Below are 25,680 nucleotides of genomic sequence, written 5' to 3'. Positions count from 1 at the left end.
TTGGTGGCTATAACAATGCAGAATTCATCAGAACAAATAGATCACGATAAAAGAAACTTTCTAAAAACAATGGGTAGCTTAGCTGCTGTTGGTGCTGTTTCAGCATGGCTTCCAACACAAAAGGCAGAAGCTTGGTTTTTTCCTTTACAAGAAAGATTAGTAAATTTCCCAACTGAAATCTCAATTTTTAAACAGAAATATGAAAATTGGTCTGGGGAATCTCGTTATGAAAATGCATGGACAGCATCACCGAGAAATCAAGAACAAGTTTTAAAAGCCATTAACTGGGCATATCAAAATGGCTATAAAGTCAGACCCAAAGGGATGTCACATAATTGGTCACCTTTATTGTTGGATGATCAAGACAAGATTACTAAAATTTTATTGATTGATATGCCAACGCATATCAACAAAGTCAGTATTGATGCAAAAGGTATTGTGACTGCCGAAGCAGGCATTCAAATGGAAGCATTGTTAACCGCAATGGAATACCGTAATCGTGGATTTGTAGCAGTGCCCGCACCTGGAGATTTAACTTTGGGTGGTGTGTTGGCCATTGATGGTCATGGCACAGGTGTACCTGCCGTAGGGGAAATAAAACAAGAAGGTCAAACTTATGGTTCGATCAGTAATTTAGTGGTATCGATCACTGCTGCTGTTTTCGACCAACGAGAAGGTCGATATGTTGCGAAAACCTTCCTGCGAAATGATCCAGAAATTCGTGCATTTTTAGTTCATATAGGTCGTGCATTTATTTTATCTGCACAATTACAAACGTCAAAAAATCAATATATTCGTTGTGAAAGCTATACCGACATTCATATCAATGAGCTATTCGCTCAAGATAAGCATGCTGGACGTACCTTCTCTCATTTTCTGGATAAATCTGGTCGTGCAGAAGCAATTTGGTTTCCATTCACCGATTATCCTTGGTTAAAAGTTTGGACTGTTACTCCGTATCGTCCTTTGACTGCTCGACAGACAGTCAAACCATTCAATTATTGGTTCTCAGATAATTTGATCAAACCTATTACTGATTTGATTCATAAAATCATCGTCAATAAAAGTACTTATCTCACGCCAACCTTCGGTTTTACTCAGTATGAAATCTCTAAACTAGGTTTAAATGGTACGCCATTATCTGGAATCACGACGATTTTGACTGGTGGTTTGGCTTCCACTCAAACTTATGATTTATGGGGAACGTCAAAAAACGTTTTACTGTATGTCAAACCAACAACTTTGCGTGTTACGGCAAATGGCTATGCTGTCATTACCAGTCGTGCAAACGTTCAACGGGTTATTGCTGATTTTTGTGATTATTACGGCATTAAGATGAAGCAATATCAAAAAATGGGTCGTTTCCCAATGAATGGACCTGTTGAAATTCGAGTTACGGGCTTGGATCATCCAGAAGATTCAATTGTTCACGGCGCTCAAACAGCAGCATTATCAGCCATTAAACCTTGTCCTGATCATCCTGAATGGGACTGTGCCGTTTGGTTTGATATTTTAACCTTGCCAGGTACGCCATTCTCAGCGCAATTTTACACAGAAGTTGAGGAGTGGATGTCACAACGTTATCAAGGTGATTCTTTGATGCGACCAGAATGGTCTAAAGGGTGGGGCTATACCAATCAAAAAGCTTGGGATAGTTCAACTTATATCGATTACGAAATTCCACGCGTCCATGCTCAGGGTCAATCTAATCATTTAACCATTCAGTCGAGTAGTCATATTTTAAAGCAATATGATCCTCATGCTTTGTTCACAGCACCTTTAGTCAATCGAGTTTTGAAATAAAACAAGATGAACGCTTCGTTTTTAATCTATTGAAATCAGTATCCAACTGAGTTTATTCAAAGCAGATTTAGCTGAGCGAAGTGTGGGATAGAACAGGAGACAACACAGATCATGACTATTTTATTGAAAACTTTTGGTTTGTGTTTGTCTCTTTTAAGCACGCTGTTGAAATGTAGTCAACTTGATGAAAATTCAATATAAAAACCCGTACTTGAAAAATTAATTACAAATATATATGACAAATAAGCTGTTTAGAGACAAAGCGATTGATGCACAAAAGTCAAAGTGGATTGGTGAAGTCATTTTGATTCGACCATTTTCATTTACGGTACTCACGATTGTTGTCGCCATTTTTACTGTTTTATTAGTGAGTTTTATTTTTTTTGGAAGCTATACGAAGAGGACGAGTGTTAAAGGATTATTGATTCCTAATACAGGTTTAATCCGAGTTTATAGTGCTGAAGGGGGTACAGTCAGTGAAAAATTCGTCAAAGAAGGTCAATTAGTGGAGAAAGGGACACCATTAATTACATTAAAAATGACGCGTTATAATAGTACAGGTAACTATAATGAGTCTGTACAAAAACAAATTGAGTTAAAAAAACAAAGTTTAGATACTGAAAAAAATAAACTAAAAGACTTACATTTAAATAATGTTCAACAATTAAATGCAGAAATTCAATCTATACGTTTAGATTTAATAAAATTAGATGGCTTAATTGCCGAGCAACGCCAACGTCTAGCACTTGCACAAGAAAATGCACATCGTTATCGAGATTTAAAAGATAAAGAATATATTTCGATTGAAGAATATCAACTGAAGCAAGATAACTATATCAGCCTAAAAGTTGCATTACAGAGTTATGAGCGTGAAAAAAATACTAAACAAGCTGAATTAGAAAATAAAATATTGGCTCAGCAAGGACTAGCATCGAAGTTGGAAAGTGAGCTGACTTTGGTCGATCGTCAATTAGCTTCGAATCAGCAAGAATTTTTAGAAAATAAAGCGCGGGATAGTTTGCTATTACAAGCCAATGCGACAGGAAAAATAGCATCGATTAATGCAGAGGTTGGTCAGTTTATTTCTCCTAATATTCCTGTTATGAATATTGTTCCGACGCCTTCTTATTTAGAAGCACATCTTTTTGTACCCAGTTCAGCAATTGGATTTATAAGGACTGGTCAAACCGTAAAACTTCGTTTTCAAGCCTATCCTTACCAAAAATTTGGTCAAGGTGAAGGTGTGATTCATTCAATCTCAGCGACGACGATGAACCCACAAGAACTGACCAATTTAGGCGAGTTAAGTCAGGGTGTAACATTTAACCAAAGTGAACCTGTGTATTTAGTCAAAGTCAAATTAGAACAACAGTTTGTAAAAGCCTATGGTGAAAGTAAGCCTCTTAAAGTGGGCATGGCCTTTGATGCAGATATCATGCAAGAAAAAAGAAAACTATATGAATGGGTACTCGAACCGTTATATAGCATCACGGGCAAGATATAAGAAGAAATAACATGCAGATATTAGACAAAATTTCTCTTGGATTTGGACGGAAAATTCCAACCATTTTACAGACGGAAGCGACAGAATGTGGATTAGCCTGTATTGCGATGATTGCGCATTATTATGGCTATGAGTCTGATTTATTAACGTTAAGACGTCGTTTTTCAGTTTCTCAAAAGGGTTCAAATCTCAATCAGCTGATCAAAATTAGTAATCAGTTGAAAATGGTAACACGCCCATTAAAGCTGGATTTAGAAGATTTAGATCAGCTTAAAACCCCATGTATTTTACATTGGGATTTCAACCACTTTGTGGTATTGCAAGAAGTCAGTGCCAATAAAGTCACGATTTTAGATCCAGCATTTGGTAAACGTGTACTGACACTCAATGAGGTGTCTGAACATTTTACGGGTGTTGCATTAGAGCTTTGGCCAGATACTGAATTTGAAAAAAAAGAAGATAAAAATCAGATTCAGCTTAAAGGTCTAATCGGTCATGTTCGTGGTTTATGGAAATCTCTCGGGCAAATTTTAATCTTGGCCTTAGCCTTAGAAGTTTTTTCATTAATTAGCCCATTTTTTATGCAATGGGTGATCGACCATGTGATCGTATCTGCAGATAGGGATCTCTTAACGATACTGGCTATTGGATTTGGCATGTTGATGTTGCTTCAGCAGTTTATCGGGCTACTTCGTTCTTGGATCATGATGTATATGAGCACACATTTAAGTGTGCAGTGGCAAGCCAACGTCTTTAATCACATGATTAATGTTCCTGTCTCTTATTTTGAAAGACGATCACTCGGTGACATTGTTTCGCGATTTGGATCAATTGGGAACATTCAAACCACGCTCACCACAACGTTCTTAGCTGCGATTCTTGATGGATTAATGACAGTATTTACGTTGATTTTAATGTTTGTATACAGTCCGAAGTTAGCTTGGATCGCAATTTTTACCATGGGCTTATACGCCTTAATCCGATGGATTTGGTATGCACCTTTGAAGCGAGCGACTGAAGCGCAAATTATTCATGCAGCGAAGCAAAGCAGCCATTTTATGGAAACCGTGCGTGGGGCAAAAACCATAAAACTGTTCCAGCGACAAGATGTTCGCCGTTCGACTTGGTTAAATCTTATGGTCAATCAAGTGAATGCCGGATTAACCACCCAAAAGCTGGGGTTGGGATTCTCATTGGCGAATGGAGTCTTATTTGGGATTCAGAACATTCTAATTATTTGGTTAGGTGCCACATTGGTATTGGAGGGTAATTTTACAGTTGGTGTGCTGATGGCATTTATGGCGTATAAAGGCCAATTTGATAGTCGGGTTGCAGGACTAATCGATAAGTTTATCGAAGTTAAAATGCTTCAAATTGATGTAGAGCGTTTATCCGATATTGTGTTAACAGAACAAGAAAAATTATACGGTGATGCTGAAATCACAAATGTAGGTCAGGTTGAGAATGCAATTGAAGTCGAAAATCTGCACTTTAAATATTCAGAAAATGACCCTTATGTACTCAAGGGGATTAGTTTTAAGATTCCCCAAAATCAATCTGTCGCCATTGTCGGGGCAACAGGTTGCGGTAAGACCACACTGCTACATGTTCTGTTAGGCGTATTTAAACAAAATGAAGGTGAAGTCAAAATTATGGGGCGTGACTTTGAACAATTAGGATTAAACGCTGTGCGAGATCAAGTCGCGACAGTGTTACAAGATGACATTCTATTTGCTGGTTCAATCGCAGAAAACATTTGCTTTTTTGATTCAAATCCAGACATGCAATGGGTACAAGAATGTGCAGCCTATGCCGCAATTCATGATGACATTAGCCGTATGCCAATGGGATATCAAACCTTAGTAGGTGATATTGGTAATATGTTGTCAGGAGGACAAAAACAAAGAATTTTATTGGCTCGTGCTATCTATAAAAAACCAAAGATTTTATTTATGGATGAGGCGACCAGTAGTTTAGACGTATTAAAAGAACAAGAGGTCAATGCAAATCTCAAGCATTTGAATATTACCAAATTGATTATTGCGCACCGTCCAGAAACGATTTCATCTGCTGAGCGGATTATCGCTTTACAAGATGGCGTGATTGTCCGTGATATGTTGACCAAGGATTTGCAACCTAAATGAAAATTCCATACATCGCTTTCATTGTTGTTGCTGGGTCGCTATTCGGACATAGTTCATTGGCTTATGCAGAGAGTTGGTTGTCAAAACTGACTCCAAATCTAAAAAAACAAAGCAAGACTTTATGGTTTGATGAGCTCACGGCACAGCGTAACGCCCGCGAGAATGAGACAAAACGTAAGCAAATAGAACAACAACTCAATCAAAGTGTGTCACTTGACCTTCAAAATCAGAAAATGTTAAGTCAACCTCAACATTGTTTATCTCAAAATAGTCTCAAGAATGAACAGCAGATAGAGCTCCTTGATGCCATTGAACGTGCAGTTTGTCGTAATCCTGAGACAAAAAGTACTTGGGTACAAACGCGTATTCAAGCTGCTCAGCTTAAAATCTCTAAAGCAAATTATTATCCTCAAGTGAATAGCACCTTGAATTACGATTGGTCACGTGATGATAATCAAGTAAAAGATCGTCCTGTTTTGAGTTATGACACTGACTTACGCCGTTACGGACTTGGAATAAGAGCCAATTGGCTACTTTATGATTTTGGTAGTCGATTTTATCAAGCAGAAGAAGCCGAAAAATTATTAGCGATGTCTTTGGCACAGCATGATGTAGCTTTGCAAAATATGATCATCAAAACGATTTCGACTTATTATCAAATTATTCAGGCTGAGTTAAAGTTAAATAATATTAATGAGTTGGTTGTACTTGCAGAAAAAAACTATGAAATTGCAAATGCTCGATATCGTGCGGGTGTTGGTATCAAATCAGATGCATTACAAATGTCCGCAAATTTGGCGAAAGCAAAGTCAGATCAAACTAAATTTTTAGGTGATTTAAAAATAGCAAAAGGACTTTTAGCATCATTAATGGGTGAGCCTGCATACCAAAATTTCCAAATTAATAATCAATTAAAAATTCCAAAAGAGCTAGATCTTAAACCGATTGAAATCCTCATTCAGGATGCTGAAAAAATGCATCCAAAGTTTAAAGCTGCACAATATGATTCACTCGCAGCTGAAAATAAAATTAAGGCAATACAGCGGTCTAGATATCCATCTGTTAGTTTTAACGGCATTTATGATCAGCAAAAACAAACGAGTGACAGTTATGGCAGTGATCGCCAATCTCTACAAGCAGGTGTGCAAGTCAATTTCCCATTGTTTGATGGTTATAATCGAAAAAATCAAATTGTCGTTGCTCAAAAAAACTTAAAATTAAAGCAATTAGAGCAAGAAAGATTGAAGCTTGAAATTAATGCTGAAATCTGGAAAAGCTATAATGAGCTAAATGCAATCCATGACAATATTAAGGCGCTAACGATATTGAATCAAAGTGCTTCAGAAGCCTATGAAGTCGCCCAAGGACGTTATAAAGCGGGTGTAGGAAATTTACTCGAAGTGCTTAATGCTCAGAATGTGTTGAATGAAGCAAAAATGAATTATTCCACCTTGTTGACAGAGTTTTTAGTGGTGAGGTATCAACTTCTATCTAACATGGGGAACTTGAATATTTGGAATGAGACTCAAGCTCAATAAGCCTTTATAAATAAGAGATTGGAGTGATCAAAAAATCACTCCGAAACTAGAGATACGATTAAATAGCAGAATAGAATGGGAACATCCCAAATATTAATCCACTTGCAAGCATCACTAAGCACGTAATAATCGCCCATTTAATGGTAAATTTTTGGTGTTGACCAAACTCAATCCCAGCAAGCCCGCAGAGTAAAAAGGTAGATGGAACTAAGGGTGAGAGCAGATGAACGGGTTGACCAACAATCGATGCACGAGCCATTTCCACAGGAGAGATGCCATAATGTGCTGCAGCTTCAGATAAGATGGGCAGAACACCATAGTAAAAAGCATCATTTGACATAAAGAACGTTAAAGGCATGCTTAAAACGGCTGTGATTGGTGCCAAATATGGACCCATACTATCTGGAATAATCGCTACTAACTCTTTTGACATGGCATCGACCATACCCGTGCCAGTGAGTAAACCTGTAAAAACACCAGCGGCAAAAATAATACCAACGACATTTAAAGCACTACCAGCATGATGAGCGACTAAGCTTTTTTGCATATCAATATCACGATAGTTCACGACTAAAGCAATACATAATGCAATCATAAATAAAATAGGCATAGGCAAAATACCCATGACTAGGCTGGCCATCAGTGCGAGAGTCAATAATCCATTAAACCATCTCAAATGCGCTCGATTTGCCTCTGGGTTTGATGAAATTTGAATATTGTCGCCATGGCTAATATCCAATTCCATGATGCCTAATCTTTTACGCTCCATTCGGCCATACATGGTTCCTAAAAAGTACAACCAAGCAATGGCGAACAGCATCGGTAAAATCATCGGAACAAACACATCGCTAGGATCTACATGGAGTGCACTTGCCGCACGTGCAGTAGGTCCACCCCATGGCGTTAAATTCATGATTCCACTGGCTAACATCATGAGACAGGCCATAATTAAAGGGCTCATGCCTAATCGCTTGTAAAGCGGTAACATGGCAGCAACACAGATCATATAAGTGGTAGAGCCATCACCGTCTAAAGACACGATCAATGTTAAGGTAATCGTACCTAATACTACTTTGAGGGGATCACCTTTTACCAATCTGAGAATAAATTTCACTGATGGATCGAATAAACCTGTATCAATCATGATGGCAAAATACAAGATAGCAAATAGCAGCATGACGCCGGTAGGTGCTAACTTTTTAACACCATCTAACATCATTTCACCAAGTTCATTAAGTTGAATATGGTTCAAACTATCCACAAAAAAACCTAATCCATATGCAATTAGCGCAAAAAGAACGGGAATAAGCGTGAGTGCGACGAGGGGAGTCATACGTCTAGACATAATGAGGTACATAAAGCACAAAATCATGCCCAAACCAAGCAAGGTCAACATGGATCTATCCTTAGATTAGCGTTTTAATCAATATTGTTTCTATTACAGTATTTGTTATCTTCGAAAACGCCGACCATCTTAGAGAAATTTATGATTAAACTAAATATTGTTTAGAAAATATTAAAATAACCATAATTTTTATAAAAAATAGTAGTTAAAATTCATAAGTTTAAAATTTATATTTTGTGATTGGAGACATTAAAGGTGATTTTTAAGTGTGATGGTTATAATAAAAATTGATTATAAATTCTAATTTCAATAATTTTGAAGGAAAAAAATCTCAAGTTTAATTAGATAAACTGAATAAAAAAATCCACCTGAGTGGTGGATAGTGTCTTATTCAACAGTTGATTCTAATTCTGCTTTTTCATCAAGTAATCTGGTCACGAGTAGTTGGTCAATTTTAAAATGGTCAACATCGACCACCTCAAATTTATAACCATTAAATACTACACTATCAGCAGGACGTGGAATCTTACGAAGTTTAAACATCATAAACCCAGCTAAAGTTTCATAGTTTTCATCATCAGGCATTTCATCAATTTCTAATGCATGCTTGACATCTTCAATAGGTGTACTGCCTTCAATCAGCCAAGAATGATCATCCCGCTTGATAATTTGAAGATCTTCATCCGTTGGCGTAACCCAGTCACCCATCACGGTAATCATAATATCAGATAGGGTAATAACACCAACCACCAAGGCATATTCATTGATGACTACGGCAAACTTTTCTTTACTAGATCTGAAGCGATCAAGTAATTCTGATAGTGTAAGTGTATCTGGAATCGTTAATACATTACGGATAGTGGATTCATTCAACTGATTAAATTTTTGATTATTTAAAATACGAATCAAGATATCTTTAGCATCAACATAGCCAATCACTTGATCAATATTTTCATTGCAGACTAAATATTTTGAATAGGGAAATTCAGCCAGTTTTTGACGAATACTTTCTTCTGATTCATTGATGGTAAAGAAAACCACGTTTTCACGTGTAGTCATACTCGAAGGAACATTTCGCTCTTCAAGCTCAAATACATTTTCAATAAAGTGATGTTCTTGTTTTTGTAAGACACCTGCTTGTGCCCCTGCATCCATTACCGCAGAAATATCATCAAAGGTGATATTATCATCACGAGTAGTATTTACTTTGAATAAACGGAATAATAGGTTGGCAATTGCATTGATAAACCAAGCTAATGGACGACAAACAGTAATGAATACCTGAATAGGATTAATTAAAGAGACAGCGATTTTTTCAGGTGCAATCATTGCCAATCGTTTAGGCATAAGATCAGCAAATAAAATAAACAGTGATGTCACTAAAGTAAATGACAATGCAAAACCAATTGATTGTGACCAAGGACCATCATAGAAACGATCGACCAAAATCACAAAATAAGGTCTAAATGCAGCTTCACCTAAAATCCCCCCCAAAATTGCAATAGCATTTAAGCCGATTTGCGAGGCAGCAAAGAAATCAGCTGAATTCTCTTGAAGCGTAAGCACTTTTTGTGCACGATCATCACCAGACTCAGCCAAAATTTTCAGTTTCACTTTACGTGATCCTGCAAGTGCGATTTCACTTAATGATAAGAATCCAGCTCCAGCAATCAAAATCATAATGATCACGAAATTCTGAAAGAGGCTCACACGAACACCTTTGTTTTTAAATTATTTATGAGGAAAGTTTTATCACAAAAAACATAGAGGTAGTGAATTTTTACACTACCTCAATATCATAGTTATTGAGTAAAAAATTTTAAAGTATTGATTTAAATCAGCTCTACTCAATCAAAATTGTGAGAAGTGGGTATTGTTATTTGAAAGAAATTCACGATTTTCTTCCTCAGTCATTTGACGAGCAACATATAAAATCAACTGACGTAACCAACGATGAGCAGGATGATGATGTAATAGAGGGCACCACGCCATTTTGAGTTCAAATTCAGGAATGTAAAATGGAGGGTCTTTGAGCATCAAGTTTTGACTTTTAGCTTGTAGGCGAGCGATTTTCGTCGGTAATGTCGCAATGAGATCGACATTAGACGCTAATAAACCTGGCATTTGATAATGACGTGTAAATACCGAAATTTTGCGTTTTTGACCAATACGTTCTAAAGCTTGATCAATCCAACCTAAACCAGCTTGTTTTTCTGGGTTAACACCAAATCCTACCCCCATCCCAGTTTTAGAAACCCAGATATGTTGCGCATCTAGATAACTTTTTAGATTCAAATTATTTACGGCAGGATGCTTATTATTGAGTAAGCATGAAAAGCTGTCACGCCACACCAGAACCTGATGAAAACTTTGTGGTATTTCGTTGAAACGGTTGATAGCAAGATCAACTTTACCTTGTTCCATATCACGATAGGATACATCACTCGGTGTTAGAAAATCTAAAACAACATTTGGTGCTTCTGAACGCAGAGCCTTAACTAAGCGAGGCACTAGTGTCGCTTCAGCATAATCTGAAGTCATGATGCGGAAAACACGATTTGACGTATAAGGTCTAAATTCTGTTCGTGGTTCTAAGATCATAGATAGATCAGAAAGGGCATCACGAATACGAGGCTGTAGTTCTAAAGCCCTTTCCGTAGGAGTCATTCCTTCAGAAGAGCGAATTAAAAGCGGATCATTAAATAAGTTACGAAGACGACGTAAAATATTACTCATTGCAGGCTGAGTAACACCTAATTGTTCTGCTGCACGTGTAACATTCTTCTCTCGCAAAAGAACATCTAAGTAAATTAAGAGATTGAGATCAACCCGCTCAAGATTCATAAAAAAAATACCGAAAATAAATTTTTGAAATCGTGGGGAATTATGCCATAAGCGCTTAGGTTTGTGTGTTTTTATGCTGATTTTTTCAGCAGAATTTAACATATATTCATCAAATTTACGTTTTTTTTGTCATAAGACAGACCCTATACATTTATTTAAGAAATAGGGCTTTAGTTGTTTTTGAAATTACCATGCTATGTTCTAAATTGTCTTTAGGTTTATCTCAATTTAAATGCTTTATTGGTAATTCCATCAATATGGTTCACAGTTTAAAAAATATTCATTTAAAACTAACAGTTTAATAACGATGCTCTGTCAGAAAAGTCAATTGAAGGTTAAAATATAAAGATGTTTGAAGAAAAATTAAACGTAATTGTGAGCTTGATACTTAAGTCTAATGAATAAGAATCACTCAAATTGTGTTAAAAGTGTACAAATATTTATTTTATAAATTTTATTAAAATCAATAATTTATAGAATGGTATTTCATTTATATTACGACTTTAATCTACATATTTTTTAAATAAATACTGAGAATTAAACGAAAATATTGGATTAATTTCTAGAGTCAATCTAAGCTAAGTCTATAGCAACGAAGCGCTCTAAATCTGAACAATTAATACCGAGTAGATTTAGTCCTTCGATTGATAAATCCTAAAATTATATACAGGGTAAAATATCATGACTACATACCAAACAGCGATTGATGCAATCCGCGAATTAAAAGCAAAATTCGGCAACACTTGGGCAGACATCAGTCCTGAAGATGCTGCACGTATGCAACTTCAAAACCGTTTCAAAACTGGTTTAGATATTGCGAAATACACAGCTGCGATTATGCGTCGTGATATGGCTGCTTATGATGCTGATTCTAGCAAATATACTCAATCTTTGGGTTGCTGGCATGGTTTCATCGCACAACAAAAAATGATTGCGAACAAAAAATACTTCGGCACTACTGAACGCCGTTACATCTACCTTTCTGGTTGGATGGTTGCTGCACTTCGTTCTGAGTTTGGTCCACTTCCTGACCAATCTATGCACGAAAAAACTTCAGTTCCTGCATTGATCGAAGAAATCTACACATTCTTACGTCAAGCAGACGCAAAAGAATTAAACGACTTATTCCGTGCACTTAAAAAAGCGCAAGAAGCGGGTGATACTGCTAAAGCTGCTGAAATCACTTCACAAATCGACAACTTCCAAACTCACGTTGTGCCAATTATTGCCGACATCGATGCTGGTTTCGGTAACGAAGAAGCAACTTACTTACTTGCGAAGAAAATGATCGAAGCGGGTGCATGTGCACTTCAAATCGAAAACCAAGTTTCTGACGCGAAACAATGTGGTCACCAAGCAGGTAAAGTAACTGTTCCACACGAAGACTTCATTGCGAAAATCCATGCACTTCGCTATGCATTCTTAGAAATGGGTCTTGACGACGGTATCATCGTTGCACGTACTGACTCTGAAGGCGCTGACTTGACTCAAAAAATCCCAGTGGTTAAAGAGCCAGGCGATATCGCTTCTCAATACATCAGCTACTTAGACACTACTGAAATTGATATTTCAGAAGCGCAAGAAGACGAAATCCTAATCAAACGTGATGGTAAATTACACCGTCCTAAGCGTTTAGCTTCTGGTCTATATCAATTCCGTGAAGGTACTCAAATTGACCGTGTTGTACTTGACTGTGTAACAAGCTTACAGAACGGTGCTGACCTTCTTTGGATCGAAACTGCAACGCCAAACGTTGAAGAAATCGCTCACATGGTGAACCGTGTACGTGAAGTTGTGCCAAATGCAAAACTTGTTTATAACAACTCACCATCATTCAACTGGACGTTAAACTTCCGTCAACAAGCTTACGACCGTTGGGTTGCTGAAGGTAAAGACGTATCTGCTTACGACCGTGCTAAGTTAATGAGCGCTGAGTATGACAATACTGAATTAGCTGCTGATGCTGATGCGAAGATCCGTACGTTCCAAGCTGATGCTTCTCGTGAAGCAGGTGTATTCCATCACTTGATTACACTTCCGACTTACCACACTGCTGCGCTTTCTACACATGAGCTTGCAGAAGGTTACTTCGGTTCTGAAGGTATGTTGGCTTATGTTGCTGGTGTACAACGTAAAGAAATTCGTGGCGGTATCGCTTGTGTTAAACACCAAGCAATGGCTGGTTCAGACATCGGTGATGACCATAAAGAAATCTTCGCTGGCGACAACGCGCTTAAAGCGGGTGACGATGCGAAAAATACAATGAACCAATTCTCTGCATAAGCACTGAACTGATTCAAAAAAACCCTGCGTAAGCAGGGTTTTTTTATTGTTAATGAAATTATTTAACTAAATACATGAGTCAATTGAATTGATGTATAGATAGAAAAAAAGCGGTAGTAAAACCTAATACATATTTTGAATAAAAGTAATGCCAAAGCTGTTACAATCCCGAAAATTTACATTTGTATATTTATATGTTTGAAAAATTTGCTGAACAGAGTTTAAATGCATTAGGTTGGGAAATTGATAACCATTGGCCCTTAGATTTAGACCAATGTGTCATGATTGCTGCACCACACACCAGTAACTGGGATGCTTTATACGCGCGATTAGCGCTCAAAGCTTTAGGTGTAAATGTCAGAATTACAATTAAAGACAGCTATATGAAGTTTCCATTTGGTCCTTTTGTCCGGGCTATGGGAGGGATCGGAATTAATCGCCGACCAAAGAAAGAGGGAGAGGAAAGACCAAGCATGGTGCAATTAATGGCAGATCTTTTTAAAGATCATCCAAAATTGGTCATGTTGGTGACGCCCGAGGGAACAAGGTCAAAACAAGAAAAATGGAAAACGGGTTTTTACCATGTGGCAATTACAGCGAATGTTCCAATCGCTTTAGCATATATGGATTACAGTCAAAAAAAATGCGGTGTAGGTAAAATTATTTATCCTACTGGAGATATAGAAGTGGATATGGCAGAAATTATGGAATTTTATTCAAAGATTTCAGCTAAATTCCCGGAAAAATTTAGTGTTGACCAAAGATATTCGCACAACAATTGATATATGGAGAAGGCAGAACAATCTGCCTTTTTAATACAAGAAAATTGCGTTTAAGGTTAAAATAAAGCCTGAAAAAAACAATAAAGTTAAGACAATCGATTTAAATTTTTGCTCAGATATTTGATAAAAAATTTTTGCACCAATGATCGTAGGTAGGCTAACTGCAAAGATCAAAATCCACAAATAAGACAAGTGACTCACGTTAATGGTCTGGTTAAATAAATAGATGATCAAAGTAAACAGTTGGATGGCAAAATTAAAATGTCGAAGAATGTTGCGTTGCTCATGTTTAGGAAGTTGTTTAAGCATCACCCAAGCCGAGGGAATTGCACCACAGAATCCACCGAGCCCACCTAAAATTCCACCCAAAAAACCAATCAAGCCGTCCATCCTGAGTCTGGTATCTTTTAAGCAATGTAGTTGCGGATTAAAGAACATGAGTGGACACCAAATTAATAAAAATATCCCAAGTAGTAATTTGAACGTGTCTGCATTGATATAATGAAGCAAAAAAGTACCCAAAGGTACTCCAATTAAGCCAGCGATAATATAGACCCAAACGATAGAAGGCTTTATAAAGGTTCTTGGTTCTTTATACATTGAAATGATATGACACCATAGTGATGCACAAACGACCAAGGGGGCGGTGATCTGAGGCGGTAGAATCCATACCCAAAAAGACATCGCAATGAGAGCGAAGGCAAAACCTGTGAGTCCTTGAATAAATCCAGCAAAAATTGCGCCTAGAATAAAGATACATAACGTCATAAGGTGACTGCATCAATTGCTAAAGCAGGAGTAAAAGAAAAATGCATGAGATCGTTGGATAAGGAAAACTGATCAATCCTAAAATAATATTTGTTATCTTAAAAATAATAAGAACAGCAATAGCTAGCAGCAAAGCGAATAAAAGCCCTGAAAATCAGGGCTTTTATCATTAATTGGTTTTAGGTTTTAGGTTTTAGGTTTTGTGTTAGACCGTTGATGTCTCCACCCTGAATACCGAGTTCACTCATTAAGCTGTCAATAAGAGGGGCTTGCGAACGATATCTGAGTGCGCTATTCACCACTTGATCTGAAAGTGCAACGGATTGTGATTGATCTGCTTGATCAGCTGAAGTTGTGGCGCCAGTAATGCCACCAAGACCATTCACTTGTAATATCTTGATATCATCGATATTTTCCATTGGTTTAACACTTTCGCGGATGATTTCAGGCAAATACTTCAAAAGTGCCAAACGAATTTGCATCTCAACTTGTTCACTTGACAAAATATTATTTGCTTCATTGACTGCGCGTGTCCCTTCAGCATCGACTTGGTATTGTTTTTCTAAAGCTTGAGCCAAAAGAATTTTAGCATCAGCTTCACCTTTAGCTTTTAGGCGAACTTTTTCTGCTTCTGCTTCAGCCGCAGTACGCACAGCTTCAGCCTCATCTACAGCAGCTTGTTTTGATGCCTCGGCAGCCACAGTAATTGAAATAGCATCAGTTTCTGCAGCCTGTTTTGCAGCAACAAGTTCAACCGCTTTAATACGCTCAGCTCGCTGTGTTTCACGAACAGTCACAACTTCTTCTTCGGCTTTCACTGCTTGCGCACGAGCTTGGTCAGCAAGTGCCTTGGCTTCAGATTCAGCACGAGATTTCTCGGCAATCGCGATTGCGCGATCTTGTTCCGCAAGTTCAATGGTTTTCTTTTGTTCTACTTGCGCTTGTTCAATAATTTGAGCTTTTTGAATATTTTGATTTTCGACATCACGTGCAGCTGAAATACGTTTTAATTCAATTTCACGTTCTGCAGCGATTTGGGCTTCTTCTGCCTCACGCTTTTTGGCAGCTTCTTGTGTTGCAATTTCAGCAAGTTGTTCAGCTTTTCGAATCGAAATTTCACGCTCTTGTTGCATCTTTGCGTATTCTTCTTCACGCAGGATTTGAAGGCGTGCTTGTTCAGCTTCTAAATTTTTCGCTTTAATGGCTAAGTCAGCATCTTGTTCAATATCGTTACGTTTTTTTCGACGATCTTCAATAGTTTCTGTTAATTTTGTTAAACCTTCTGCATCAAATGCATTTTGTGGATTAAAAAATTTAAAGCTGGTTTGATCAAGACCTGTTAAAGATACAGTTTCGAGTTCTAAACCATTTTTGAACAGATCTTCTGAAACAACTTGTTGAACTTTCTGAACGAAGTCGACACGTTTTTCATGTAACTCTTCCATAGCCATTTCTGCTGCTACTGCACGCAGGGAATCTACAAATTTACCTTCAACCAAATCTTTTAATTCATTTGGTGACATGGTTTTTTGACCCAAAGTTTGTGCCGCGGTAGCAATCGATTCAGCTGTTGGCTTAACACGAACATAGAACTCAGCCATCACATCTACACGCATTCGATCACGCGTAATCAAGGCTTGATCAGCTGCACGTTTAACTTCTAAGCGAAGGGTATTCATATTGACAGGAATGACTTCATGTAAAACAGGAAGTACAATTGCACCACCTCCCAATATAACTTTTTCCCCACCAAAACCAGTTCTGACAAATGAAACTTCCTTGCTTGAGCGTTTATATAGTCGTGCAATAATGGTTCCGATGACAACCAGCGCAATGAGAATAAGTCCTGCAATTATAATAATTTGATAAAAACTTGAACTAAACATTTTTTTCTCTAAGTTGATTTATTGTGAAATGGCTTGAAAGCCTTTGAGACTACGTTGTGTAAGTATGACTTGCTGACCTTGTACGAATATTTCGTCAGCTTCAGGTTCGACTAAAATGTAATGTGTTTGACCAAAGCGATCTTTGAGTTTTGCTTGCGCAGGATAGTGCAAACGAGCAGTGCCTAAAATGATTTCTGCTCGAAGTCCAATTAAATCGTCGCTATGAATTGCTGTGGTTTCATCTTTAGGGATGATCTTTGCCATCCATCTTGAGAATAGCCGTACGAATGGCATACAGACCACAAGTACCAGTGGAGTAATGAGCCAGATTGTTAAAAATGATCCAAATATATGATGGATGATAGATTGAGCTAAGAAGCCAACAATTGAAAAGGTCGTGAGAAAGATAATCAGCCAAATTAATACAGGAATACGTCCAAGATAAAGCCAATCTAAAAATTGAATCCAAATACTGGATTGATGGTCAACGATCATTTCAGGAGAAGAATCTAATGAACTAGGCAGAAATTGCTCTAAAAATCCTTGACTACTGAGACCTGTTATTAATAGAAAGACTTCAAGAATGCCTATAAAAAACATCAAGCAGATACTAATACTGAAGAATAGGTTCGACGGATTTATAAACATGTCCCACATGGGTAGTCTCTTATAGATATTAGAATTTTTATCAAATTTTAATCACAATAATAAAATAAAGTGACGTAATTATCAATTATATAATATTGATTTCATTTTGAATGGATTCAACATAAAAAAATACGCAGTGATTGGGGTGATCACTGCGCAGAACAACGAATCTGCTTACACAGTTTCGGTTAAGGAGAAATGTTATGAATTTTGGGGGTATTCATAACAGTAATTAAATGATATTCAATTTCATTTAGCAACTCATTGGTAGTCGAGTTAAAACGTGTAAGATTACGTTAATAAGTTTAATTGAAGGTTAATTTTAAATAGGCTAATAAATAGCCATAAAAAAGCCGCAATGTGATGCGGCTTTAAGTTTACTTATTTTTTAGGGATTAAAATTTAAAAACACCTAATCCAGCTTTAACTTCATCCAATGTTGCTTGCGTAATATCACGACATTTGTCAGTACCAGTTTTTAAGATATCCATAATATAATCAGGATCCTTAGCAAGCTCCATTCGACGTTCACGAATAGGCGTGATCAACTCTTTTAGAACACCTTCAAGGCGTTTTTTGACTGTACCATCACCTAAACCACCACGACGATAGTGATCTTTAAGCTCTGCTACTTCTTCTGGATTTGGATCGAAAGCATCTAAATAAGTAAATACAACATTACCTTCCACCTGACCTGGATCTTCAATACGAAGATGATTAGGATCTGTATACATAGCATTTACAGCTTTTTTAATGTCTTTATCAGAAGCATCTAAAACAATTGTATTGCCCAATGATTTAGACATTTTAGCTTTACCATCAAATCCTGGTAATCGACCAACATTCGATAGCAGTGCCTTACATTCAGGCAAAAGCTCTTGACCAATCTGACGATTTAAACGACGAACAATTTCATTTGTTTGTTCAATCATTGGAATTTGGTCTTCACCCACGGGCACAATCGATGCTTTAAAAGCAGTGATATCAGCTGCTTGAGCAACTGGATAGCATAAGAATCCAGCTGGGATGTCACGCTCGAACCCACGCATTTGTATTTCAGACTTAATCGTAGGATTTCGTTCTAGTCTTGAAACTGTGACAAAGTTTAAATAAAGCATGGTCAGCTCATTCAAAGCTGGCAAGCTTGATTGAACGCAAATTGTTGTTTTTGTCGGGTCGATCCCAACAGCGAGATAGTCAGTTGCAACTTCAATAATATTACGTCTAACTTTTTCGAAGTTATCAGCATTGTCTGTAAAAGCTTGTGCATCAGCCAATAATAGATGTTGGTGATGGGAATCTTGCAAACCTACTCGTGAACGTAAAGAACCGACAAAGTGGCCTAAATGAAGTTGTCCAGTTGGACGGTCACCTGTCAAAATAACAGGGCGATTATCTTGATTACTCATTTTCTATACCAAAGTCATCAACACTAGGGCTGAATTTTTAAAATTTCGCAATATTGTACGGCATTATTTTTTTTTATGTCAGCATAAAGCATCGAAAGATTCGAATTAAAAACGCCTTATTTGAGATAGTATTAATAATGTTGATACAGAATAAATTGAAATAGAAGAATAAAATTCCAAAAAACAAAGAAGGATAACAATAATGGCAAATAGTTTATTGGTGCTATTAGATGATATAGCCACCATTCTTGATGATGTTGCGCTGATGAGTAAAATGGCTGCAAAAAAAACGGCCGGTGTATTGGGTGATGACTTAGCACTCAATGCTCAACAAGTTAGTGGTGTGAAAGCCGACCGTGAATTGCCTGTCGTTTGGTCTGTTGCAAAAGGCTCATTTGTTAATAAATTAATTTTGGTTCCATTAGCATTATTAATTAGTGTGATTGCACCTTGGCTTATAAATCCATTATTGATGTTAGGTGGATTATTTTTATGTTATGAAGGTGTAGAAAAAGTAATTCACTCATTACACCATAAAAAAGCTAAAACATCTGAACAGGCCGAAAAAGAACTCGAAAACTTAAATATAGATCTAGCAACTTTTGAGAAAGATAAAATCAAAGGCGCGATACGAACAGACTTTATTTTATCTGCTGAAATTATCGTGATTTCATTGGGTACAGTTGCAGCAGCTACTTTTGGAATAAAGGTTGCAGTCTTGTCAGTCATCGCAATTTTAATGACGATAGGTGTTTATGGTTTAGTTGCTATGATTGTTAAAATTGATGATTTGGGATTTTATCTCGTCAAACAAACGTCTACATTGAAACAAAGAATTGGTCAGGGCTTACTTGCTTTTGCGCCTAAACTTATGAAGACACTAACTATTGTCGGAACAATCGCGATGTTCTTGGTTGGTGGCGGTATTATTAATCATACCATTCCATTATTTCATCACTTTACTGAAGATTCTGTCGATTATATTGAACATATTCCAAATGTAGGCAGTATCATCGGTGCTTTAACCCCGACGCTCTTAAACTTTGTCATAGGTTTTATTGCAGGACTTATTGTTTTGGTCGTTGTTTCAGGAATACAAAAACTATGGAACGTTAGAAAAGTTTAGAGTTTGATGAAATAACGTATTATAAGAAGTTATATGATTAAAAAAGGGCTGAGATTATGCGTTGGAAAGGCCGGAGAGTAAGTAGTAATTTAGAAGATCGCCGTGGAGGTGGTGGGGCTAAAGCTGGTGGAATTAGTATTCTTGGTTTAGTTGTTGCATTTGTTGCTTGGAAATTTTTTGGGGTTGATCCACAACAAGCCTATCAGGCAACTAAACAAGTGACTTCTAATAATCAACAACAAGCGATAGGGATTGAAAACCCAACACCCGAGCAACAAGAAACAGCGGCATTTGTTGGTACGGTACTTGCTGATACTGAAGATACATGGACCACCATTTTTCAAAAACAGGGAATGCAATACCAAGCACCGAAACTTGTGATGTTTAGTGGTGTAGTCAATTCAGGCTGTGGTACAGCTCAGTCAGCGATGGGGCCATTTTATTGTCCTGCAGACCAAAAAATCTATATTGATACTGATTTTTTTAAAGATATGCGCCAGCAAATGGGTATATCGGGTGAACGAAATCAATCAGAATTATCTACACAAAATGCTGCTGGTGACTTTGCACAAGCTTATGTGATTGCGCATGAAGTCGGACATCATATTCAAAATCTTTTAGGTATTTCAACTCAAGTCCAACAAGCTAGACAACGAGCTACTGAAGCTCAAGGGAACCAATTATCAGTCCGTTTGGAATTGCAAGCTGATTGTCTAGCTGGGGTGTGGGCAAAAGATACACATCAACGAACTCAATTCTTGGAGCAAGGTGATGTTGAAGAGGCAATGGATGCCGCACATAAGATTGGTGATGATTATCTTCAGAAAAAGGCTAGAGGACATGTGGTTCCTGATAGCTTTACGCATGGCACAAGCCAACAAAGAATGTATTGGTTCGATCGTGGCATGAAAACAGGTGATGTGAACCAATGTGATACATTCAATACCTCAATCTAAATCTACCAAGCAGAATCGATTGATTTTTTTGCAAAGTTAATACATGTAGCCTGCTAATGGAATAATTTATTAGGAAGGCTACACATCTTTAAAAAAAGGGATTGCGAGTAAACATTCTTTATATAAAATAAATAAATGGCTATAGTTTTTTCATTTAAAATTTAAATGATCTCATTTAAATAAAACATATCATAGAGTGCAAAATGGGCAACTTTTTTTTTCTCCAAGTATTTACAGTGGTTTTTGCCCTCTCAATTGCCACAACCATATTCAATAAACGAATTCTAGGTTTTCCCCAAGCGATAGGGGTGCCAATTGTTTCAGCAATTTTTGTCTTTATTCTGCAATGGGCTGCCAATTTATTAGGGGATAATCGTTTTATCACCATTAATTTGGCAAATATTGAAGAAGCAGTCCGTCATATTGATTTTTATGATTTTCTCGTAAATGGTGTTATTTGCTTCATTCTTACATCGTCGGCATTGAAATTTAAAGTGTCTGATTTAAAAGTATATTGGAAGCCAATTAGTATTCTTGCCACTATTGCTTTGGTTTTGTGTGCAGCATTGTTTGGTGGATTATTATTTGGATTTCAATATTTGATTGGTAACCCTGTACCAATACTCGTACTTTTATTACTCGGTTCTGCTTTAGGTGCTACAGATCCAATCGGAATCAAAGGGGTACTCAGTTCTGTACGTGCACCACATCATCTAATGGTGAAATTGGAGGGTGAATCACTTTTCAATGATGCAATGTGTATTGCTGTATTTATGACGTTGTTGAATGTACTTGAAGGCGAGCATTTTAGTCTGTTGCTGACACTACAAACACTCCTTTATGAAATTGTGGTAGCTGTAATTATTGGTTTGATATTTGGTTGGGGGATTTTACGATTGCTTCGCGGGAAGCATGAAATGGAATCATTAATCCTAACGACAGCTTTACTGGCTTGTGGTTCATATTTGGTTGCTTTATTTGCTCATGCATCAGCACCAATCGCATGTGTGATTGGTGGACTTATTGTTGGTAATAAATGGAAAGAAATTTTACAAAATCGTGAAATCCAAGAAGTAAATCACTTTTGGCATACAGTCGAAGGCATCATTAATTCATTTTTATTTACTTTAATTGGTTTAGAGCTGTTTATTCTTGATCTAAATGCCAGCATGATACTTGGCGGTATTATCGCATTTGTAATTTTACATATTTCTCGTTTTGCTGCGAACTATCTGGCTTTTGCATTCTTCCCATCGTTTCGTAAGAAAAGCTATAACGGTAGCCTAGCAATTTTATCATGGGGAGGAGTAAGAGGAGGGATTTCATTGGCTCTAATTCTCGCGGTTGCTAATGTCCCAGAGTTAAGGCAATACAGTAGTATCTTGATTGGTTATACTTTTATTGTTGTTTTATTATCGGGTGTAGTATGTGGTTTAGGTTTGCCAGCAGTCATGAATGCTTTCTATTACAATCCTAATGAGGAAAAAGAGGGCTTAAAGGGACTATATCAGCGATTATGTAATAAGCTTAATCGTAAAGGATTTAAATATATTGTTGGTGAAGATAGTAAAGGTAATGAGATTATTACGATTTATAATCCTGAAGTAATATTAGATCGGACTTCTGATGATGGTGTGGCAATCGTCCATCATCCAGCTAAAGCTGAAGAGGTGAAAAAATTAGAAAATCCAGAAAATTTCTAAAAAATTATATTTAATTGAAGCAAGCATGATAGTGCTTGCTCTTTTTTTTTATGAATTAAGCATGATCAATGCAGAAGATAACAGTGATATTGTTTAAATATTTTATTCAGTTACGCAGAATTTTATCGATGAAATATAAAATTAAAATGTGAAAATTACATCATATTTAAAGCAAAATTTATTTCTTAACTTACTAAAAAGTAAGTATTAATTTTCAATATAAAATGAAAAGTATACTAGTTTACTAACATTAAAATGTTAGGTGGACAAGTTACCGTATGTAGTTAAACTAAATATAGCAGAAATTATGATAAGTAAGCCTTTGAAATTTGGTGACCTGAAATATCCTAAAAGTAAGAAAAATATTAATTCTTTTGTCATAAGTGTTTGTAAATAAAGTATATATTTTTATTGTGGATGAGCGGTTACAAAAAGCTGATAAAAGACGCAAAATCTATTCGCATTAAATCTTAAAAATGTGATATAAATCTCACTTATAGATAATAGTGTCTATCTTTTTTGTATCTTAGATGTAGAAAGATCGATAAAAATAAAATTTATAAGTGAGAATTTACCATGGCTAATATCTCCGTAATATCTAAAGAGAGTCATCAGGTATTAGAGAATGTCAACTCTAGTCAAGTGGGGCTTAACGAAAACTCTGTAGTTGTCGTTCAAGTATCTAAAGATGATGTAGCTTCAATCACTCGTGATAATAATAATGCTCTAATCAATTTGCGTAATGGTGAAGTGATTGTGATTGAAAACTATTTCAATCCTTCATTTGCTGATAACAGCCTCGTATTCCAAGATGAAAGTGGTCAACTTTATTGGGTTAAATTTACCAATGAAGATGGCTCAATTGCAGAAACAATTCTGTATTACCCAATCGAAGAAATCGAACCTCTTCTTTATTCCGATGATTTTATCGGTGGTATTCTCCCTTGGTTAATTGGTGCTGGTGCAGCTGGTGCAATTGCAGCAGTCGCAGATAATGGTTCTGACTCTAATCCTACACCTAACCCTCAGCCAAAGCCAAATGCATTATTAAATGCACCAATCGTCATTGATGATGTGCCAGAGCATATTGGTGAAGTTGCTGATGGTGGTGTAACAAATGATGCTCGTCCAGAAATCAAAGGTTCTGGAGCTCAACCTGGTGCAATCATCAAAATCTATAATGGCGATGAACTAATTGGTGAGACGGTTGCATTGTCTAATGGTGATTGGAGTTTTACACCTGATCAAGATTTAAAAGATGGTATCTATGAGCTTTCTGTCACACAAACTGTAAGTGGTCAAGAAAGTGATAAATCACCAATTAAGACAATCACGCTTGATACTGTCCCACCATCAGACATCACTATTGATGAAATTGGAAATAAGGGTGAAACAAACTCAGAAACACCTAAACTATCAGGTGAAGGTGAGCCAGAATCTAATGTCGAAATAGAAATTAAAGATAAAGATGGAAACGTGGTTGATAAAGATACTGTTCCTGTTGATAAAGATGGTAAATGGGAATATACACCTGAGAAAAACCTGGATGAAGGTAAATACGAAGTTATCGTAACGCCTATTGATAAATCAGGAAATAAAGGTGAAGAAGAAAAACAAGAATTCAATGTTGACTTAACTCCTCCAGACATAGACATCGATCCAATCCCTACTGATCCTGAACCTGAGGGTTGGGATACAGCAACGAATCAATCAACTTTTGCAATTGCTGCAATCGCAAATACTCTTTCGGAATCGGAGAATAATCCAGTGAATACAACTAAAAATCAAACTCCTACATTTACGGGAACCACTAAAGATAGTGAGAGCGTAAAAGTAGTGATTCGCGATAGTTCAGGTAAGATTATCGCAGAAGGTCCTGCTACAGTGACCAACGGTAAATGGCAGTTTAAATCACCTGTAACATTAGCTGAAGGTGACTATAAACTAGAAGCAACAGCATATGACGCGGCTGGTAATAGTAAAGTCGCTACTTCAAGCTTTACTGTGGATATTACTCCACCTAAAGTAACGATTGAAGAGTTACCACTTACGAACATTGATGCGCCTACCTTTAAAGGTAAAACTGAAGATGGTGCAACACAAGTACGTGTTGAAATCAAGGATGCGGCTGGCAAGGTTGTTCAATCTGCAGTTGTGAATGTTGCAGCTGATGGTAGCTGGACATATAAGCCATCTAAAGCGTTACCAGATGGTACATATAGTGTCGAGGCTTCAGCTCGTGATGCGGTAGGAAATGTAAGTCAACCTGCTAAAACTGCGGTTGAAGTTGATACGATCGATCCAGAAATTACAATCGATCCTCTAGAAGATACTAGTGATACAACTCCTGAAATTAATGGTAAGACTGAACCAGGCGCAACAGTAAAAGTTGAAATCTTAGACAAAGATGGCAACCCTGTAGCAACAGGTGATGCGACTGTAGATCCTGAAGGTAACTGGACGTTCACACCGACTGAAGAATTACCAGAAGGTGAATATACAGTTAAAGCTGAAGCGAAAGATGCGGTGGGTAATACTGCTACTGAAACTGCGGATGGCAAATTAACTGTAGATACAACTGCACCATCTGATACCGATGTAACGATTGATCCAATTGCGGATACAAACGATACAACACCAGAAATCACAGGTACAACTGAACCAGGAACAACAGTAAATGTCGTTGTTAAAGACAAAGACGGTCAAGTTGTTGCAGAAGGTCCAGCGACAGTTACAGGTGATACATGGACATATACACCATCAGTTGAATTGGCAGATGGCGAATATGACGTAGTTGCAAAAGCGACAGATCAAGCAGGTAACACAGGTGAATCTCAGCCAGAGAGCTTCGAGGTTGACACAGTAGCACCTGAATTAACCATCGATGAGCTTAAGCCAACAAACGATACTACACCAACAATCTCAGGTAAGACTGAGCCAG

General features: G+C 37.1%; 17 protein-coding genes. 10 read left to right on the top strand and 7 right to left on the bottom strand.

Features of this window, described 5'->3' with window-relative positions; all coding sequences use genetic code 11:
* The first annotated feature begins 15 nt into the window (after positions 1-15).
* The 4 genes from AC1M9I_RS08410 to AC1M9I_RS08395 all read left to right on the top strand — a co-directional run bounded on the left by AC1M9I_RS08410 (position 16) and on the right by AC1M9I_RS08395 (position 6,989).
* Entirely contained in the window at positions 16-1,803 is a 1,788-nt protein-coding gene (locus AC1M9I_RS08410; RefSeq protein ID WP_481587244.1) for a cholesterol oxidase substrate-binding domain-containing protein, read from the top strand.
* 235 nt (positions 1,804-2,038) lie between these two features.
* A complete protein-coding gene (locus AC1M9I_RS08405; RefSeq protein WP_481593588.1) occupies positions 2,039-3,307 on the top strand; it encodes an HlyD family secretion protein in 1,269 nt (422 codons plus the stop codon).
* A gap of 11 nt (positions 3,308-3,318) precedes the next feature.
* Positions 3,319-5,451: a peptidase domain-containing ABC transporter gene (locus AC1M9I_RS08400; protein WP_481610923.1), complete on the top strand. Its 2,133-nt coding sequence runs from the start codon at positions 3,319-3,321 to the stop codon at positions 5,449-5,451.
* Entirely contained in the window at positions 5,448-6,989 is a 1,542-nt protein-coding gene (locus AC1M9I_RS08395) for a TolC family protein (RefSeq protein ID WP_481610922.1), read from the top strand. The genes AC1M9I_RS08400 and AC1M9I_RS08395 overlap by 4 nt, the downstream gene beginning before the upstream one ends.
* 58 nt (positions 6,990-7,047) lie before the next feature.
* On the opposite strand, the gene AC1M9I_RS08390 is transcribed toward AC1M9I_RS08395, so the two are convergent.
* The 3 genes from AC1M9I_RS08390 to AC1M9I_RS08380 form a co-directional block, all read right to left on the bottom strand.
* A complete protein-coding gene (locus AC1M9I_RS08390; RefSeq protein WP_481610921.1) occupies positions 7,048-8,385 on the bottom strand; it encodes a CitMHS family transporter in 1,338 nt (445 codons plus the stop codon).
* 336 nt (positions 8,386-8,721) lie between these two features.
* Positions 8,722-10,044, bottom strand: a complete 1,323-nt coding sequence (paeA, locus tag AC1M9I_RS08385; RefSeq protein ID WP_035267989.1) for a polyamine export protein PaeA — start codon at positions 10,042-10,044, stop codon at positions 8,722-8,724.
* 141 nt (positions 10,045-10,185) lie between these two features.
* Positions 10,186-11,178: a LysR family transcriptional regulator gene (locus tag AC1M9I_RS08380; protein ID WP_035268043.1), complete on the bottom strand. Its 993-nt coding sequence runs from the start codon at positions 11,176-11,178 to the stop codon at positions 10,186-10,188.
* Positions 11,179-11,859: 681 nt separating this feature from the next.
* Here AC1M9I_RS08380 and AC1M9I_RS08375 point away from each other — a divergent pair.
* Positions 11,860-13,461, top strand: coding sequence for an isocitrate lyase (locus AC1M9I_RS08375; protein WP_035267987.1), 1,602 nt, complete (start codon positions 11,860-11,862; stop codon positions 13,459-13,461).
* Between the two features lie 194 nt (positions 13,462-13,655).
* Positions 13,656-14,243, top strand: coding sequence for a 1-acyl-sn-glycerol-3-phosphate acyltransferase (locus AC1M9I_RS08370; protein WP_481610920.1), 588 nt, complete (start codon positions 13,656-13,658; stop codon positions 14,241-14,243).
* Positions 14,244-14,273: 30 nt separating this feature from the next.
* On the opposite strand, the gene AC1M9I_RS08365 is transcribed toward AC1M9I_RS08370, so the two are convergent.
* The 4 genes from AC1M9I_RS08365 to trpS form a co-directional block, all read right to left on the bottom strand.
* On the bottom strand, positions 14,274-15,011 hold the full coding sequence (locus tag AC1M9I_RS08365; protein ID WP_481610919.1) for a sulfite exporter TauE/SafE family protein: 738 nt from the start codon (positions 15,009-15,011) through the stop codon (positions 14,274-14,276).
* Positions 15,012-15,190: 179 nt separating this feature from the next.
* A complete protein-coding gene (locus AC1M9I_RS08360) occupies positions 15,191-16,897 on the bottom strand; it encodes a flotillin family protein (protein WP_481610918.1) in 1,707 nt (568 codons plus the stop codon).
* Between the two features lie 18 nt (positions 16,898-16,915).
* The gene (locus AC1M9I_RS08355) at positions 16,916-17,554 is read right to left on the bottom strand and encodes a YqiJ family protein (protein WP_481610917.1); all 639 of its coding nucleotides are present in this window, start codon (positions 17,552-17,554) and stop codon (positions 16,916-16,918) included.
* Between the two features lie 386 nt (positions 17,555-17,940).
* On the bottom strand, positions 17,941-18,954 hold the full coding sequence (gene trpS, locus AC1M9I_RS08350) for a tryptophan--tRNA ligase (protein ID WP_092767023.1): 1,014 nt from the start codon (positions 18,952-18,954) through the stop codon (positions 17,941-17,943).
* 202 nt (positions 18,955-19,156) lie between these two features.
* Here trpS and AC1M9I_RS08345 point away from each other — a divergent pair, with 202 nt between their 5' ends.
* From AC1M9I_RS08345 to AC1M9I_RS08330, 4 genes are all read left to right on the top strand, one after another.
* Positions 19,157-20,080, top strand: coding sequence for a DUF808 domain-containing protein (locus AC1M9I_RS08345; protein WP_481610916.1), 924 nt, complete (start codon positions 19,157-19,159; stop codon positions 20,078-20,080).
* Positions 20,081-20,136: 56 nt separating this feature from the next.
* On the top strand, positions 20,137-21,036 hold the full coding sequence (ypfJ, locus tag AC1M9I_RS08340) for a KPN_02809 family neutral zinc metallopeptidase (protein ID WP_481610086.1): 900 nt from the start codon (positions 20,137-20,139) through the stop codon (positions 21,034-21,036).
* 203 nt (positions 21,037-21,239) lie between these two features.
* Entirely contained in the window at positions 21,240-22,739 is a 1,500-nt protein-coding gene (locus AC1M9I_RS08335) for a cation:proton antiporter (RefSeq protein ID WP_481610915.1), read from the top strand.
* 576 nt (positions 22,740-23,315) lie between these two features.
* On the top strand, positions 23,316-25,680 hold a 2,365-nt coding region (locus AC1M9I_RS08330; protein WP_481610914.1), incomplete at its 3' end, for an Ig-like domain-containing protein.

The sequence above is a fragment of the Acinetobacter sp. ANC_7553 genome, from assembly GCF_056779895.1.
The sequence above is the reverse complement of the archived record's forward strand: the minus strand, read 5'-3'. Positions and strand labels throughout refer to the sequence as shown.

What these genes read in the sequence shown, in the direction of transcription:
- AC1M9I_RS08410 (WP_481587244.1), top strand. Translation starts at nt 16, where the DNA reads ATGCAGAATTCATCAGAACAAATAGATCACGATAAAAGAAACTTTCTA.
- AC1M9I_RS08405 (WP_481593588.1), top strand. Translation starts at nt 2,039, where the DNA reads ATGACAAATAAGCTGTTTAGAGACAAAGCGATTGATGCACAAAAGTCA.
- AC1M9I_RS08400 (WP_481610923.1), top strand. Translation starts at nt 3,319, where the DNA reads ATGCAGATATTAGACAAAATTTCTCTTGGATTTGGACGGAAAATTCCA.
- AC1M9I_RS08395 (WP_481610922.1), top strand. Translation starts at nt 5,448, where the DNA reads ATGAAAATTCCATACATCGCTTTCATTGTTGTTGCTGGGTCGCTATTC.
- AC1M9I_RS08390 (WP_481610921.1), bottom strand. Translation starts at nt 8,385, where the DNA reads ATGTTGACCTTGCTTGGTTTGGGCATGATTTTGTGCTTTATGTACCTC.
- AC1M9I_RS08380 (WP_035268043.1), bottom strand. Translation starts at nt 11,178, where the DNA reads ATGAATCTTGAGCGGGTTGATCTCAATCTCTTAATTTACTTAGATGTT.
- AC1M9I_RS08375 (WP_035267987.1), top strand. Translation starts at nt 11,860, where the DNA reads ATGACTACATACCAAACAGCGATTGATGCAATCCGCGAATTAAAAGCA.
- AC1M9I_RS08370 (WP_481610920.1), top strand. Translation starts at nt 13,656, where the DNA reads ATGTTTGAAAAATTTGCTGAACAGAGTTTAAATGCATTAGGTTGGGAA.
- AC1M9I_RS08365 (WP_481610919.1), bottom strand. Translation starts at nt 15,011, where the DNA reads ATGACGTTATGTATCTTTATTCTAGGCGCAATTTTTGCTGGATTTATT.
- AC1M9I_RS08360 (WP_481610918.1), bottom strand. Translation starts at nt 16,897, where the DNA reads ATGTTTAGTTCAAGTTTTTATCAAATTATTATAATTGCAGGACTTATT.
- AC1M9I_RS08355 (WP_481610917.1), bottom strand. Translation starts at nt 17,554, where the DNA reads ATGTGGGACATGTTTATAAATCCGTCGAACCTATTCTTCAGTATTAGT.
- trpS (WP_092767023.1), bottom strand. Translation starts at nt 18,954, where the DNA reads ATGAGTAATCAAGATAATCGCCCTGTTATTTTGACAGGTGACCGTCCA.
- AC1M9I_RS08345 (WP_481610916.1), top strand. Translation starts at nt 19,157, where the DNA reads ATGGCAAATAGTTTATTGGTGCTATTAGATGATATAGCCACCATTCTT.
- ypfJ (WP_481610086.1), top strand. Translation starts at nt 20,137, where the DNA reads ATGCGTTGGAAAGGCCGGAGAGTAAGTAGTAATTTAGAAGATCGCCGT.
- AC1M9I_RS08335 (WP_481610915.1), top strand. Translation starts at nt 21,240, where the DNA reads ATGGGCAACTTTTTTTTTCTCCAAGTATTTACAGTGGTTTTTGCCCTC.